This is a genomic window from Flavobacterium aestivum (assembly GCF_026870175.2).
GTDB classification, from domain to species: domain Bacteria; phylum Bacteroidota; class Bacteroidia; order Flavobacteriales; family Flavobacteriaceae; genus Flavobacterium; species Flavobacterium aestivum.
On sequence record NZ_CP113977.2, the window covers coordinates 63,766 to 80,001 of the forward strand.

Below are 16,236 nucleotides of genomic sequence, written 5' to 3' on the forward strand. Positions count from 1 at the left end.
TGAGTATTTCCAATGTTTAGATGATTCGTTTATATTTTTGATTCTTAGAATCTTGTTTTTGTGCAATCTTATTTTCATAGCCCAGATGGAAGTGAAAAGCCCACAACCATAAAAAATTAATTTTTCTTGTTATAAAAGAGCGACCAAAGGAAGCTCCTTTTGTGGCATAGAAAAACAGTTTTTTATGGCGAGGACTTGTAACGTACAGCTGGAGATTGCTCCTATAAATTATCGATAACCGCTGTTAATCTTTCTGTAATTTCTTGAATAGATCCTATTCCGTTTACAGCATAAAATTTATTTTGATCTTTATAATACCCCATCAAAGGAGCTGTTTTTTCGTTGTATTCTTGGTAACGATTTCTGATTTTGTCTTCGTCTTGATCGTCTATTCTTCCGCTAGTTTTTCCTCTTTCAAGCAGTCTTTCTACTAATATATTATCATCGGCTTCAAGGGCAATTGTTGCTGCAACTTCTGAACCAATTGTTGGTAAAAACGCGTCTAATGCTTGAGCTTGAGAAATTGTTCTTGGGTACCCATCAAATAAAATCCCGTTAGTATTTGGGTGTTTGTTCACCTCATCAATAAGCATTTTGGTAGTCAACTCGTCTGGCACTAAATCTCCAGCATCCATGTATACTCTTGCTTCTTTTCCTAAAGCGGTGTCGTTTTTTAAATTATAACGAAAAACATCCCCGGTTGAAATGTGTGTTAAATTGTATTTTTCTTTTAAAAACTCAGCTTGAGTTCCTTTTCCTGCTCCTGGTTTTCCAAATAAAACTATATTAATCATTCCTTTATTATATGTGGTTTTTACTATTTTATTTATTCTTTTAATTGATATACTTCGGGTAAGTTTCTGCCCAGACCATCGTAGTCTAGTCCAAAACCTACTATAAATTTATTTGGAATTCTAATTCCTATATAATCAATTTTAAGGTCCTTTTTGAAAGCATCTGGTTTGAAGAAAAGCGTTGCAATTTTAAAATGCTTAACATTTTGTTGTTTGAACAATTCTTTTAATTCTTCCAGAGTATTTCCGGTATCGATAATATCCTCTAAAACAATTACGGTACGGCCTGTCAGATCTTGATTCAGTCCAATTAATTGTTTTACCGATTCTGTAGAGGAAGTCCCTTCGTAAGACGCTAATTTGACAAAAGATACTTCGCAGGGTTTTTTATATAATTTTAAAAAATCTGAAACAACCATGAACGATCCGTTCAATACACCTACAAACACTGGCGTCTCGTCAAAAAAATCATCTTCGATTTGCCCCACCATTTTTGCAATTGCAAATTCTATTTCTTTGGCAGAAATAAACGGAACAAATTGTTTATCGTGTAGTTGTATCACAGTTTTATATTTTTAAAATATTTGGCAAAGATAGGGATTTCACTTTTGACTATTGATAATTGATTTGTACTTTTAAATCAAAAAAAACGGAGATGATACCTACTGAATTCCAAAAAAAATTAGAATATGTAACTGCCTATAGAATCAATAGGCAAAAATATGCTGATGAAGTCCTTGACAATCCGGAGCTTTTTCCTGAATTGATCCGACTGTGTTTTCAAGTTTCGGACAAGAATGCTCCTAAAGCTTGTTGGATTCTGGAATTTGTTTGTTACCAAAAATTAGAATGGATGCAAGAACATTTGGATTTTTTTTGTTCCCAAATTAAAAACCTAAAAGACGAAAGTGCGATACGAACTGTAGCCAAGGTTTGTCAGCTTTTAACCTTTTCTCATTATAAGAAAAAGGAAATACAGCTTTCCCCAAAACATTTAGATGAAATCATAGAAACCAATTTTGACTGGTTAATTAATGATACCAAAGTGGCTTCAAAATCATACGCGATTCGTACTCTATTTCTTTTAGGACATCATTATGATTGGATTCATCCCGAATTGAAAACCATAGTTACTAAAGATTTTCCTAATCATACTGCAGCTTACAAGGCTGTCGCCAAAGAAGTTTTAAAGAAAATAAAATAGCATTTTCCTATTCGATTAGGAAAAAGTATCTTTGCATATTCAAGGCAATCTGCCGAAGAAATAAAGTAAATACAATCACAATGAACTATTTTTCATCCCATTTCAAATTAGGCATACTTGGTGGCGGACAATTAGGTAAAATGCTATTATTTGACACCCGAAAATTTGACATCCAAACCTATGTACTCGATCCTAGTGACGAAGCTCCATGCAAAATAGCCTGCAATCATTTTTTTCAAGGCGACTTGATGGATTTTGAAACGGTTTACAATTTTGGAAAACAAGTAGATGTTTTGACTTTTGAAATTGAATTGGTGAATCTTGATGCACTAGAAAAATTGGAAAACGAAGGTCTAAAAGTATATCCTTCGCCAAAAACACTAAAACTGATACAAAACAAAGGTGTCCAAAAAGAATTCTATATAAAAAATAATATCCCAACCGCTCCTTTTAAGCGTTATGCAACATTGAAAGATTTAGTGGTTGATTTAGTTGATTCTAATATTCAACTTCCTTTTGTTTGGAAATGCACCGAATTTGGATACGACGGAAACGGCGTAAAAGTCATTCGACAAACTACCGATTTAGAAAATTTACCAAATGTTGAGTGTATTGCTGAAACGATGGTTCCTTTCAAAAATGAATTGGCCGTAATTGTTTGTCGCAATCCAAAAGGTGAAATAAAAACCTATCCAGTGGTTGAAATGGAGTTTCATCCTGAAGCCAATCAAGTAGAATATGTAATTTGTCCTGCTAGAATTGATGATAAAGTAGCCGAAAAAGCAAGAGCCATTGCATTGAATGTTTCGAAACAATTTAATCATGTTGGACTATTGGCTGTAGAAATGTTTCAGACTCAAGATGATGAAATCTTGGTAAATGAAGTAGCTCCTCGTCCACACAATTCAGGACATTATTCTATTGAAGCCAGTTATACTTCACAATTTGAAAACCATTTACGAGCAATTCTTAATTTACCATTAGGAAACACCGACAGTAAAGTAGCAGGAATTATGGTAAATTTGGTAGGAGCCGAAGGATTTTCTGGAGATGTCATTTACGAAAACATTGATAAAATATTAGGTTGGACTGGTGTTACACCTCACATCTATGGCAAGAAACAAACACGTCCTTTTAGAAAAATGGGGCATGTAACGATAGTAAACGAAGACATCAATATAGCAAGAAAAATTGCTGAGGATGTAAAGAATACGATTAGAGTGATTTCATAAATAATTAAAAAATTTAAAGATTGAAAAATTTAAAGATTGATGCAATAATTTTTAAATCTTTTCAATCATTTAATCTTTAAATAAAAATAAATGAGCAAAGTAGCCATAATTATGGGAAGCATTTCGGATATGCCGGTAATGCAAGACGCCATAGATATCTTAAAAGGATTTGATATAGCTGTAGAAGTCGATATTGTATCGGCACACAGAACACCCGAAAAATTATTTGATTTTAGCAAAAATGCCCATACTCGTGGTATTTCGGTAATTATTGCCGGAGCTGGAGGTGCTGCACATTTACCAGGAATGGTCGCTTCTATGTCTCCATTACCAGTTATTGGAGTTCCTGTAAAATCAAGTAATTCTATTGATGGTTGGGATAGTGTGTTATCTATTTTACAAATGCCTGGTGGAGTTCCCGTTGCTACTGTTGCTTTAAACGGAGCTAAAAATGCTGGAATTCTTGCTGCTCAAATTATTGGTAGTGCAGACAAAAACGTTTTAGACAAAATCATCTTATATAAAGAAGGATTGAAAGAAGCAGTTTATAAATCTTCTGAAAACCTAAATAAATAAAAAAAAGCTCCTAAATTTAGGAGCTTTTTTTGATATTGTTAATTCTAAACTCGGGGAAATTTAGGATTCGCAATAAATATTTTTTAATATAAATTTCTTTCAATTTGGGACAAAAAGAGCTTATAATTCAACAAAATTGATTAACATTGTTAATTAATTTTCGGCAAAAGTAGACAAATAATCGACAAAATACATGCTGTTTGTGAATTTTAACAAATTTTTCTTGTTTTTATTTTCAAAATAAAAAGTTATAAAGCTATAAAAACCAATTATTTGAATCAAAAAAGAACATAAAATCATGAATATACTACTTCAAAAATTTGACACCAAGCTAGACACGGCGCCATTTTCTAAAATAAAAAACGAAGATTATCTTCCTGCATTTCAAGAAGCAATTGTTTTGGCTAAAGCCGAAATTGACACTATTGTAAACAACACTGAAAATCCTACATTCAAAAATACCATTGAAGCATTATCGTATAGTGGAGATACTTTGGACAGAATTTCAAGCATTTTTTTCAATTTAAATTCGGCCGAAACCAGTGATGAAATGCAAAAAATCGCTCAAGACGTTTCTCCTTTATTAGCTGAATTTGGAAATGATGTTCGATTGAATGCTGATTTATTTGCCAAAGTAAAAACGGTTTATGAACAAATGGATTCTTTGAACTTAAATCCGGAGCAAACTACACTTCTAGACAAACAATACAAAAGTTTTTCCAGAAACGGAGCTAATTTACCAGATGACAAGAAAAATCAGTTAAGAGAAATTGACAAAGAATTATCTAAATTAAGCTTGCAATTTGGAGAAAATGTTTTGGCAGAGACCAATGCTTTTGAATTACACCTAACGGATGAAAAAGATTTAGCTGGTTTACCGGAAGGAACAATAGAAGCTGCTCGTTCTTTGGCGAAAGCCCAAGAAAAAGAAGGCTGGATTTTTACTCTGGATCATCCAAGTTATATTCCGTTTGTGACTTATGCAGACAATCGTGAATTGCGCAAAAAGTTAACTATAGCTTTTGGTGCAAGATGCTTTCAGAATAACGAATTCGACAATCAGGAAATTGTTCTAAAAATTGCCAAACTGCGTTTTGAAAGAGCTAATCTTTTAGGATATAAAACCCATGCACATTTTGTTCTTGAAGAGCGTATGGCCGAAAGCCCTGAGAAAGTATTATCGTTTTCTAATGATTTACTATCCAAAGCCAAACCTGCTGCGAAAAGAGAATTTGAACAATTATCCGCTTTTGCCAAAAAACTAGACGGTATAGAACAGCTTGAAAAATGGGACGGCGCTTATTATTCGGAGAAATTAAAACAACAATTATTCAATTTGGATGATGAAAAATTGAAACCATATTTCCAATTAGAAAAAGTATTAAATGGTGCTTTTACCATTGCGGGAAAACTGTACGGATTAACTTTTACTGAGATTTTCGACATTGATAAATACCATGAAGAAGTTACAACTTATGAAGTAAAAGATAATAACAACGAATTGATTGCTATTTTCTATGCCGATTTTTTCCCTAGAAAAGGAAAACGAAACGGAGCTTGGATGACTTCTTTCAAATCACAATACATTAAAGACGGTAAGAACGAAAGACCACACATTTCGAATGTTTGCAACTTTACAAAACCTACCGAAACCAAACCATCACTTTTGACTTTTAATGAAGTAACAACCTTGTTTCATGAATTTGGTCACGGATTACACGGCATGTTGGCTAACACTACATATCCGAATCTTTCTGGGACTTCTGTTTATTGGGATTTTGTAGAATTACCAAGCCAGATTATGGAAAATTGGTGCTATGAACCAGAAGCTTTGGCATTGTTTGCGCACCACTATGAAACTGACGAAATTATTCCGCAGGAATATGTACAAAAAATTAAAGAGAGCGCAAGTTTTCTAGAAGGAATGGCAACGATGCGTCAATTGAGTTTTGGTTTACTGGATATGGGCTGGCACGGACAAGATCCAACTGATATTACAGACATTAAAACTTTTGAAAATGAGCAATTTGCTTCTACCCAATTGTATCCTGATGTTACCGAAAATGCAATGAGCACCGCCTTTTCACATATTTTTCAAGGTGGATATTCTTCTGGATATTACAGTTACAAATGGGCCGAAGTATTGGATGCCGATGCTTTTGACTATTTTCAAGAGAACGGTATTTTTAACAAAGAAGTGGCCGAAAAATTCAAAGAAAATGTACTTTCAAAAGGTGGAACCGAACATCCTATGGTTTTATACAAACGTTTTAGAGGGCAAGAACCTAAACCGGATGCTTTATTAAAAAGAGCGGGGTTGGTTTAAAAGAATACAGAATTTAGATTTTAGAACGCAGATAGAAACCGAAGTAGAAATGCTTCGGTTTTTTTATTCAATTTAGAGCAATGATAAATTTACTTATCTTCGCACTTTTCAAATCTTAATCTTACAAAATCACGTCGTGAAAAAATATTTTAAAATAGCTCTTTATCTTGCAATTCTTGGATTGATTGCGATTGTTTCTGTAAATTATTATGTAAAATCATCAACCAAAACACGTATTTATTATTCGGTGAAGAAGACTCCAAAAAATAATATCGGAATTATTTTTGGAGCCGGAATTAATGGAGATCAGCCCAGTAAATATCTAAAAGATCGACTTGACGCCGGTATTTTATTGTATAAAACGAAAAGAATAAACAAAATTCTACTTTCCGGAGACAATGGTAGCGATGAACATGATGAATTAACGGTTATGAAAAAGTACTGTTTTAATCATGGAGTAGACACTACTAAAATCTTCATAGATTATGCCGGTTTCGATACCTACTCTACAATGTACCGCGCTAAATATATTTTTAAAATTAAAAGAGCAACTTTAATTTCTCAGAAATATCATTTAAACCGAGCCATTTATATCGGAAATAAACTAGGCATAAAATCCGTTGGTTTTTCTGCTAACAAAGGTGAATATCCTGGATATTATTATGTCTCTTTCAGAGAATATCTTTCTATTTTCAAATGCTTTTTTGATGTTTTAAGAAACCGTGAACCTCATTTTTTAGGAAATAGTATTGATATTAATGGAGCTTCAAATTATTCTAAAGACGATAAACGATAAAAAATAAAACCGAAACTGATCCTTTCGGTTTTATTTCGAAACAAACTTTCAATTATTTTTGAAAGTTTAAAAACTTTTGTTTACTTTTGAACTATGGAATTCAAAGAAGCAAAAAATAAATTCGTACAAACTTGGGGAGCATTAGGTTCTCAATGGGGAATTAATAAAACCATGGCACAGATTCATGCTTTATTAATGGTCTCAAACGAAGCAGTTTCTATGGAGGACATTATGGAGGAATTACAAATTTCTCGTGGAAATGCCAGCATGAACTTAAGAGCCTTAATGGACTGGGGAATTGTTTATAAGGAATTTAAAGCTGGAGAAAGAAAAGAATTCTTCACTGCCGAAAAAGATTTAGACGAACTAGCAGTAAAAATTGCAAGAGAAAGAAGCAAAAGAGAAATCAAACCTGCGCTTAAAATCTTAAAAGAAGTTTCGACTATTGAAGCGAAAGATTCGACTGAAGAAAAACACTTTGTTGATCAAACCACTAAATTGTATGACTTCGTTTTAAAAGCAGATAATATGTTAGACAAAATGACTGAATTCAATGAAAACTGGTTAGGAAAATTGGTTCTAAAAATCATGAAATAAAAAAATTTACCTTAAACTTTCAATTTTTTCTGAAAGTTTAGAAAATTAAAATATCAATCTATAAAATCCATAATTATGAAAACGCTAGAAAACCAAACTTTGCTTTATGATGAAGATTGTCCCCTTTGCGGCTTATACACAACTGGCTTTATAAAAAGCGGAATGTTGGATCAAAACGGAAGAAAATCATACTGTCAATTATCTCTTGAAGAACAAAATTTTATAGACTTAAAACGTGCTTCAAACGAAATTGCTTTGGTTAATAATGAAACGCAAACAGTAACTTATGGCATTGATAGTTTGATAAAAGTTATTGGTTTCTCTTTCCCATTGATTGAAAAAATTACAGCTATTAAACCCGTTTATTACATCCTAACAAAATTATATTCTTTTGTTTCTTATAATCGAAAAATAATCATTCCGGCTAATGCAAAAGATGAAAACAAATTTCAGTGTACACCAGATTTCAATTACAAGTATAGATTTCTATACATTGGATTTGCATTAACAATAACCACTTTTATCTTATTTGGATATTCTAATTTGATTCCAAATTTACCAAAAGCAAGTATCGCAAGAGAAATCATTTTAGCCTTTGGACAAATTATTTTTCAGAGTTTGTTTCTTTTAAAATTTGATAAAAAAACTATTCTAAATTACACAGGAAATTTAATGACCGTTTCTCTAATGGGTTCTTTAATTTTAAGTCCGATACTAATTCTAAATCAATTTATTCCTCTCCCAGAAAAGATAATTTTAGGTTGGTTTGGAGTAACCATCTTTATAATGTGTACTGAACACTTTAGAAGAGTTAAAATTTTAAAACTTCCTTTTTATCTATCTTACACTTGGATACTTTATAGAATTATAGCATTACAATTAATTTTAATTTTATAACAATGACAAAACTTATTATTGCAGCTGGAACTAGTTTTTTAGGACAAGTCCTGGTAAATCATTTCAAAAATAAATTTGACGAAATCGTAATTCTAACTCGAGGAAAATCACAAACAATTGATAGAATTAAGTATGTAAACTGGAATGCAAAAACTTTTACAGGTTGGGAAAATGAATTAGAAAATGCTACGTTTTTAATTAATCTTACAGGAAAGTCAGTTGATTGTCGTTATACCAAAGAAAACAAAAAAGAGATTTTATTATCAAGAATAGAAAGCACTAAAATTTTAAACAAAGCTGTCCTGAATTGCAAAAATCCACCAAAGCACTGGTTGAATTCATCAACTTCAACTATCTATCGATTTTCTTTAGACAAACAAATGGATGAAATAGATGGCGAGATTGGAAATGACTTTTCTATAAATGTGGCGCTGTCTTGGGAAAAAGCATTCTTTAAAACCGAAACTCCAAATACTTTAAAAACCGCTTTGCGAACTTCAATTGTTCTAGGAAAAAATAGCGGAGCATTTATCCCGTTAAGAACTTTAACAAAATTTGGTTTTGGAGGTAAACAAGGAAAGGGAAATCAGTTTATAAGCTGGATTCATGAAGAAGATTTTGCCAATGCTATAGAGTTCATTATTCAAAAAGAAATCACTGGAATTATCAATATTGTTTCTCCTGAACCAATTCGTAATTCTGATTTTATGCAAAAACTTCGAAAAGCTGTTGGCTTTCCTTTCGGAATTCCAATTAACAGTTTTCTTCTGGAAATAGGATCTTTCTTTATTCGAACAGAAACTGAGTTAGTATTAAAAAGCAGAAATGTGATTCCTAAAAAACTTTTAGAAAATGGATTTAAATTTAAGTTTGAAAATATAGATCAGGCTTTTCAAAATTTACTAAACAAATGACAACCATTCATCTCACAACAAAAATAAATGCTTCTCGAAAAACAGTTTTTGATGCCTCTCGAAATATTGACTTTCACCAGCTATCAACAAGTTCAACGAAAGAAAAAGCAATTGATGGAACAACTTATGGCTTAATAAATTTAAACGAAACGGTGACTTGGCGTGGCAAACATTTTGGTTTTTATCTAACTCATAAAAGCCGAATCACCTCTATGAATCTTTATGATTATTTTGTGGATGAAATGGAAGATGGAAAATTCAAATCTTTCAGACATGAACATTTTTTTAAAGAAGAAAATGGTATTACAATCATGAAAGACAAACTGCAATACGAAACGCCTTTCGGATTCATTGGAAAATTATTTGATATCTATTTTCTGAAAAAACATATTATAAATCTTCTTTTAGAAAGGAATAAAATTTTGAAAGAAGTTTCACAGAAGACTATTAGTTTATAAAAAAACAACCATCAGCCACCATAAAATCGGTACACTTTCTACCCAAAAGGAAGTATAATATTTAGACCTATTTGGATTTGCAAATACAATAAACAACATTAGCATGAGCACCATAATCAGATTAATAAAAAGATCATGGTAATTAAAAGTCGAAATAAAAAATTCCAAAATCCAAAACGGCATCAAAAGACTAAGTCCTAATATTTTAGTCCATTTTACACCAATTGTTTGCGGAACCGTCTTTAAATGAGGATCATCATTCGCTAAATCAATTATTTCGAAAACCAAAATCAATACAAAAACCAAAATAAACCGCTGAATACACTTTATAAAAAAATCAAATGCAAACGGAATTTCGGCATTTATTAAAGGTAAAACCAGAGTTGCTCCTACCCAACAAAGCGATACTATATAAATTTTTACTCCTGCCCAATTCCTTGCATTTTTCCTATTCGGAAAAAAAGGTAAGGTATAAAGTGCTGTTATGGCTAAAATCGCCATAGCGACAATTTGTGTAATTCGCTTTAAATGGAAAAAATAATATCCCACTAAAAGCAACGAAATAAAACTCAAAACGGCAATAATCTTCAATTGATTCCCAATCCGCTTTTTCTTCACCCGAACCAAAGCATCATATTTTACAAAATTATATCCTACAATTGTTCCAAAAAAAACGAACAGCGCCATTGACTTATCACACTGAATATTAAACACATGAAATGTAATTTGCACCAATGCAAAACAGGATAAAGCAACATGAATACTGCTGTTTATATAGAATCTGAGAACACTTTTTAAAACCTTCATTAGGCAAATTTAATCAATTGTTAATAAATCAATTCATTAGTTGAAAAATCTCCATAAAATCAAGTTAAAAAAAAGGATTATTAATAGATTAATATTTAATTTTGCGCCATAAAAAAAACAACGCTTTTATTTCTACACTAAATAGTCCTGATAGACTTTGGATCGAATATATTATGATTCATTAAACAATCAGGCATTTCCTTTAGACTTAAAAAAAAACATTAACTACACATGAAAACAGATTCTTTTGCTTTAAGACACATCGGGCCTAGAGAAACCGATTTACAACACATGTTAAAAACCATAGGAGTTGACTCCATTGAACAACTTGTTTATGAGACACTTCCAGATGACATTCGCCTTAAAGCACCACTTGCATTAGATCCATCGATGACAGAATATGAGTATTCAAATCATATTGCTGAGTTAGGTAGCAAAAACAAAATGTTCCAAACTTATATCGGATTAGGATACAATCAAGCAATCGTACCAGCGGTTATTCAAAGAAATATTTTTGAAAATCCAGGATGGTATACCGCTTACACGCCTTACCAAGCCGAAATTGCTCAAGGACGTCTAGAAGCTATTTTGAATTTCCAAACAATGGTTGTTGAACTTACCGGAATGGAAATCGCTAATGCTTCATTACTTGACGAAGCTACAGCTGCTGCTGAAGCAATGGCATTATTATTTGACGTAAGAACACGTGACCAAAAGAAAAACAACTCTAATAAGTTCTTCGTTTCTGAAGAAATATTACCACAAACGTTATCAGTTTTAGAGACACGTTCTACTCCTATCGGAATAGAATTGGTTGTTGGAAATCACGAAAACTTTGATTTTTCAACAGAATTTTTTGGTGCTATCCTTCAATATCCAGGAAAATATGGTCAAGTAAATGACTATACTTCATTCATCGCAAAAGCTGCTGCAAGTGAAATTAAAGTAGCTGTAGCTGCTGATATTTTGAGTTTAACAAAACTAACTCCTCCAGGAGAAATGGGAGCTGCTGTTGTTGTTGGAACTACACAACGTTTCGGAATTCCGTTAGGTTATGGTGGACCACACGCTGCTTATTTTGCTACCAAAGAAGAGTTCAAACGCTCTATGCCAGGAAGAATCATCGGGGTAACGATTGATACTAACGGTAATCGTGCACTTCGTATGGCTTTGCAAACTCGTGAACAACACATTAAACGTGATAAAGCGACTTCAAATATCTGTACTGCACAGGTTTTATTATCTGTTATGGCCGGAATGTACGCTGTATACCATGGTCCAAAAGGATTGCAGTATATCGCTGACAAAGTACATGCTTTGGCAGTTACATTAGCAAACGAGTTAGAGAAACAAGGTTTACAACAAACCAATACAGCTTTCTTTGATACTATCGTAATCAAAGCCGATGCTAAAAAAGTTCGTGCTATTGCTGAACAAAACGAAGTAAACTTTTACTACGTAGACGAAAATACAGTTTCTATCTCTTTGAACGAAACTACAAGTATTGCTGACATCAATAAAATAGCTGGTATTTTTGCTTCTGCAAACGGAAAACAAGCAACAAACATTGAGACTTTATCAGAGACTAATCATTTCCCAGAAGAATTAAACAGAACATCATCTTTCTTACAACATGATGTTTTCAACAAATTCCACTCTGAGACAGCAATGATGCGTTACATCAAAATGTTGGAGCGTAAAGATTTATCATTGAACCACTCTATGATTTCTTTGGGATCTTGTACAATGAAACTGAACGCAGCTTCTGAAATGTTACCATTAAGCAATGCACTTTGGAACAACATTCACCCATTTGCACCATTAGATCAAGCACAAGGATACCAAGAAATGTTGTCTAAATTAGAACAACAATTAAACGTAATTACTGGTTTTGCAGGAACAACTTTACAACCTAACTCAGGTGCACAAGGAGAATATGCAGGATTAATGGTAATTCGCGCATACCACCAATCTCGTGGAGATCACCACAGAAACATTGCTTTAATTCCATCATCAGCTCACGGAACTAATCCAGCTTCTGCAGCTATGGCAGGTATGAAAGTAATCGTAACTAAAACATTAGAAAACGGAAATATAGACGTAGATGATTTACGTGAAAAAGCAATTCTTCACAAAGATAACCTATCTTGTTTGATGGTTACTTACCCATCTACTCACGGGGTTTACGAAAGTGCTATCATCGAAATCACACAATTAATCCACGAAAACGGTGGACAAGTATACATGGACGGAGCTAATATGAATGCACAAGTTGGTTTAACTAACCCTGCAACTATTGGAGCTGACGTTTGTCACTTGAACCTTCACAAAACATTTGCAATCCCTCACGGTGGTGGTGGACCAGGTGTTGGACCAATTTGCGTAGCGAAACACTTAGTTCCTTTCTTGCCATCTAACCCAGTTATTCCTACTGGTGGAGATAATGCCATCACAGGTATTTCTGCAGCACCTTGGGGATCTGCATTAGTATGTTTAATCTCTTACGGTTACATCACTATGCTTGGAGCTGAAGGTTTAAAAGAATCTACAGAACGTGCTATATTAAACGCTAATTACCTTAAAGAAAAATTAAACGGTCATTACGATACATTATATTCTGGTGAAATGGGTCGTGCAGCTCACGAAATGATCTTAGAATGTCGTCCTTTCAAACAAAAAGGAATCGAAGTTACTGATATCGCTAAACGTTTAATGGATTATGGTTTCCACGCGCCAACCGTTTCTTTCCCAGTAGCAGGAACCTTAATGGTTGAACCTACTGAAAGTGAAAACTTAGAAGAATTAGATCGTTTTTGTGACGCTATGATTGCTATTCGTAAAGAAATCGAAGCAGCATCTATAGAAGATAGCAACAACGTATTGAAAAATTCTCCTCATACATTAGCTATGCTTACAGCTGAAACTTGGGATTTCCCATACAGCAGAGAGCAAGCAGCTTTCCCATTAGATTACATCGCCGAAAACAAATTCTGGCCTACAGTTCGTAGAGCTGATGATGCTTACGGAGACAGAAATCTAGTATGTAGCTGTGCACCTATCGAGGCTTACATGGAAAGCTAGGAATCTTAGATTTCAAAATATAGAAAAAACCCTTTCAGTAACTAAAAACTGAAAGGGTTTTTCATTTACAAGCATTAATAAGAAGCAAACCTTTACAAGTTTTCATCCTAATTCCTCCTGCTGTCCGCTGCACACGAGCGATAGCGAACTGACGAAGTAATTCCCAATTAACAAAAACTACGGCAAAAGCCTTTTTTTTTAAATCGGGAGATGCCGCTTCCATCAGGGCTATTTTACCCATTTTTATTTTCAAAACAGAGAATCAAAGTCGAAACAAAAACACAACTGCTTTACTCTTTTTCAATTTAACAAATGTATTCCTTAATAAACAAAATAGTTTATTTAAGAGTATACTCACAGCCTTTGCTATTTTCATTAAATTAAAGATAAAGTCTATCATTTAGCAATATCCAATGCGATATATTCAATAAATTTACAATAAATTCAATATTACACAATTATATGCATGCATAGTAATTATTTTGTTTTTTATACATTTTTTATAATTACTTTAGCCGACATATACATCTGGAAATTATCAAAAATGAAAATAAAAATAACTGGAATAGGAAGTTATATTCCTGAAAGAACAATTAGCAATACCGATTTTAGTGAACATGTTTTCTTGAACGAAGATGGCTCTCCATTTGCATATCCAAATGAAGTTGTAGTTAATAAATTCAAAAAGATTACGGGAATCGAAAAAAGAAGGTATGCCGAAGATCATTATACCGCTTCGGACCTGGCTTTTTTTGCATCTCAAAAAGCAATAGAAAATGCAGGCATAGATCCTGAAACTCTAGATTATATTATTTTTGCCCATAACTTTGGCGATGTAAAGCAAGGAACGAATCAATCTGATATTATTCCAAGTTTAGCAACAAGAGTCAAAAATAAATTACAGATAAAGAACCCAAAATGTGTTGCCTATGACATTCTTTTTGGCTGTCCAGGTTGGATAGAAGGCGTATTACAAGCCAACGCTTTTATAAAATCGGGTATGGCAAAAAAATGCCTTGTTATAGGTGGCGAAACTTTATCTCGTGTAGTCGATGCTCACGATAGAGATTCTATGATTTACTCTGATGGAGCTGGTGCCTCAGTTATTGAAGCATCAAACGATGAAACCGGAATGCTGTCTTATGAAAGCGCCACTTATGCTGCAGAAGAGGCTAACTTTCTTTTCTTCGGAAAATCATACAATCCAGAATTAAATCCAGACACCAAGTACATCAAAATGTACGGTCGCAAAATTTACGAATTTGCCTTAAGTCAAGTTCCAGCAGCCATGAAAAGCTGTTTAGACCAAAGTGGCATTGCCATTGGCGAGGTCAAAAAAATCCTTATTCATCAAGCCAACGAAAAAATGGATGAAGCCATAATTCATCGTTTTTATAAATTATACGATCAAACCCCTCCAAAAAACATTATGCCTATGAGCATACATGAGCTAGGAAATAGCAGTGTGGCTACGGTTCCTACTCTTTATGATCTACTTATTCGAGGAGAAATTAAAGATCAGGAAATCAATAAAGGTGATGTAGTTATATTTGCTTCTGTAGGGGCAGGAATGAATATCAATGCCTTTGTTTATCGATATTAAGAATACCCCCTGTATGTTTTTTTGAAGCCTGCTTTCTTTTTTATGGAAGTGGGCTTTCTTTTTGGAAACAAAATACCAACAAACCCAAATCTGAATAAGATATTTTTGAGCAAAAAGATGACCGCAAATTCGCCAATTTATATTTTTCAAAATTAGAATTTCTGAATTGTAAAAGACAATGTCTTTCAATTCCTTTAAGAACTGATAAATCATCCGAAAAGTGACTAAAAATTTGCGAATTTGCGGTAAAAAAAGCATGTATTTACTTTCTACAAATTTGAAATTACAAACCGTATAAGAAACAGAATCTTTATATTTGCAAACTCTAAAGCGAACGCGATAGTTAAAATAAAAAAACATGTACGAAAAAACATTTCCAAATAAAAGATTCAAACATACTTTAGAATTTTTAAAAAAGCATATCTCAACCTCTGAAACCATATTAGATTTGGGTGTAGAAAATCCCTTTTCTGCAATCATGAAGAAAGAAGGTTTCACTGTAAAGAATACTACTGGAGAAGATTTAGACGTGAATCAAAGTGTTTTTTCAGAAGGCAAGCAAGATGTTGTTACTGCTTTTGAAATTTTCGAACATTTACTCAATCCGTACACTATTCTAAACGAAATACAATCAGATAAACTATTAATATCAATTCCTTTGCGACTTTGGTTTTCATCTGCCTACCGCAGTAAAACTGATATGTGGGATAGACATTACCACGAATTTGAAGATTGGCAATTAGACTGGTTATTAGAAAAAACAGGTTGGAAAATCATCGACAGGGAAAAATTTACCCATCCTGTTAAAAAAATTGGATTTCGTCCGTTTTTGCGATTTTTCACTCCTCGATATTATATTGTTTACGCAGAGAAAATCAAGAATTAAGATTGCTGATTAATGGTTTCTGATTTTTGAATTTTAACTAACGCTTTAAAACAAATCGTTGATCT

At 33.1% G+C, this 16,236-nt stretch carries 16 protein-coding genes; 12 read left to right on the forward strand and 4 right to left on the reverse strand.

Features of this window, described 5'->3' with window-relative positions:
• Nucleotides 1–221: 221 nt before the first annotated feature.
• Nucleotides 222–794, reverse strand: a complete 573-nt coding sequence (locus OZP08_RS00355) for an adenylate kinase (protein WP_268847769.1) — start codon at nucleotides 792–794, stop codon at nucleotides 222–224.
• 32 nt (nucleotides 795–826) lie between these two features.
• The gene (gene hpt, locus OZP08_RS00360; RefSeq protein WP_268847770.1) at nucleotides 827–1,357 is read right to left on the reverse strand and encodes a hypoxanthine phosphoribosyltransferase; all 531 of its coding nucleotides are present in this window, start codon (nucleotides 1,355–1,357) and stop codon (nucleotides 827–829) included.
• Nucleotides 1,358–1,449: 92 nt separating this feature from the next.
• Between hpt and OZP08_RS00365 the strand changes: the two genes are divergently transcribed.
• From OZP08_RS00365 to OZP08_RS00405, 9 genes are all read left to right on the forward strand, one after another.
• Nucleotides 1,450–1,998, forward strand: a complete 549-nt coding sequence (locus OZP08_RS00365) for a HEAT-like fold family protein (RefSeq protein WP_281322716.1) — start codon at nucleotides 1,450–1,452, stop codon at nucleotides 1,996–1,998.
• An 80-nt stretch (nucleotides 1,999–2,078) separates the two neighbouring features.
• Nucleotides 2,079–3,230, forward strand: a complete 1,152-nt coding sequence (locus tag OZP08_RS00370) for a 5-(carboxyamino)imidazole ribonucleotide synthase (protein ID WP_268847772.1) — start codon at nucleotides 2,079–2,081, stop codon at nucleotides 3,228–3,230.
• Between the two features lie 90 nt (nucleotides 3,231–3,320).
• Complete coding sequence (gene purE, locus OZP08_RS00375) at nucleotides 3,321–3,806, forward strand: 5-(carboxyamino)imidazole ribonucleotide mutase (RefSeq protein WP_268847773.1); 486 nt, start codon at nucleotides 3,321–3,323, stop codon at nucleotides 3,804–3,806.
• A 298-nt stretch (nucleotides 3,807–4,104) separates the two neighbouring features.
• A complete protein-coding gene (locus tag OZP08_RS00380; RefSeq protein ID WP_268847774.1) occupies nucleotides 4,105–6,132 on the forward strand; it encodes a M3 family metallopeptidase in 2,028 nt (675 codons plus the stop codon).
• 136 nt (nucleotides 6,133–6,268) lie between these two features.
• Nucleotides 6,269–6,928, forward strand: a complete 660-nt coding sequence (locus OZP08_RS00385) for a SanA/YdcF family protein (protein WP_268847775.1) — start codon at nucleotides 6,269–6,271, stop codon at nucleotides 6,926–6,928.
• 93 nt (nucleotides 6,929–7,021) lie between these two features.
• Complete coding sequence (locus tag OZP08_RS00390; RefSeq protein ID WP_268847776.1) at nucleotides 7,022–7,525, forward strand: GbsR/MarR family transcriptional regulator; 504 nt, start codon at nucleotides 7,022–7,024, stop codon at nucleotides 7,523–7,525.
• Between the two features lie 75 nt (nucleotides 7,526–7,600).
• Entirely contained in the window at nucleotides 7,601–8,422 is an 822-nt protein-coding gene (locus tag OZP08_RS00395; protein WP_268847777.1) for a thiol-disulfide oxidoreductase DCC family protein, read from the forward strand.
• Nucleotides 8,423–8,424: 2 nt separating this feature from the next.
• On the forward strand, nucleotides 8,425–9,336 hold the full coding sequence (locus tag OZP08_RS00400; protein ID WP_281322717.1) for a TIGR01777 family oxidoreductase: 912 nt from the start codon (nucleotides 8,425–8,427) through the stop codon (nucleotides 9,334–9,336).
• Nucleotides 9,333–9,794 (forward strand): SRPBCC family protein, encoded by a 462-nt coding sequence (locus OZP08_RS00405; RefSeq protein WP_268847778.1) that lies wholly within the window; start codon nucleotides 9,333–9,335, stop codon nucleotides 9,792–9,794. The genes OZP08_RS00400 and OZP08_RS00405 overlap by 4 nt, the downstream gene beginning before the upstream one ends.
• On the opposite strand, the gene OZP08_RS00410 is transcribed toward OZP08_RS00405, so the two are convergent.
• Entirely contained in the window at nucleotides 9,789–10,601 is an 813-nt protein-coding gene (locus OZP08_RS00410; RefSeq protein WP_281322718.1) for a UbiA prenyltransferase family protein, read from the reverse strand. The two genes, OZP08_RS00405 and OZP08_RS00410, sit on opposite strands and share 6 nt — an antisense overlap.
• Before the next feature lie 231 nt (nucleotides 10,602–10,832).
• Between OZP08_RS00410 and gcvP the strand changes: the two genes are divergently transcribed.
• Nucleotides 10,833–13,682 carry an aminomethyl-transferring glycine dehydrogenase gene (gcvP, locus tag OZP08_RS00415; RefSeq protein WP_268847779.1) on the forward strand — a complete coding sequence of 950 codons (2,850 nt, stop codon included), beginning with the start codon at nucleotides 10,833–10,835 and terminating at the stop codon, nucleotides 13,680–13,682.
• 61 nt (nucleotides 13,683–13,743) lie between these two features.
• Here gcvP and OZP08_RS00420 read toward each other — a convergent pair whose 3' ends face one another.
• Entirely contained in the window at nucleotides 13,744–13,923 is a 180-nt protein-coding gene (locus OZP08_RS00420; RefSeq protein WP_281322719.1) for a hypothetical protein, read from the reverse strand.
• Nucleotides 13,924–14,226: 303 nt separating this feature from the next.
• Here OZP08_RS00420 and OZP08_RS00425 point away from each other — a divergent pair, with 303 nt between their 5' ends.
• Both OZP08_RS00425 and OZP08_RS00430 read left to right on the forward strand, forming a co-directional pair.
• Nucleotides 14,227–15,285 carry a 3-oxoacyl-ACP synthase III family protein gene (locus OZP08_RS00425; protein WP_281322720.1) on the forward strand — a complete coding sequence of 353 codons (1,059 nt, stop codon included), beginning with the start codon at nucleotides 14,227–14,229 and terminating at the stop codon, nucleotides 15,283–15,285.
• Between the two features lie 358 nt (nucleotides 15,286–15,643).
• Nucleotides 15,644–16,171: a methyltransferase domain-containing protein gene (locus tag OZP08_RS00430; protein WP_268847780.1), complete on the forward strand. Its 528-nt coding sequence runs from the start codon at nucleotides 15,644–15,646 to the stop codon at nucleotides 16,169–16,171.
• Nucleotides 16,172–16,236 lie beyond the last annotated feature (65 nt).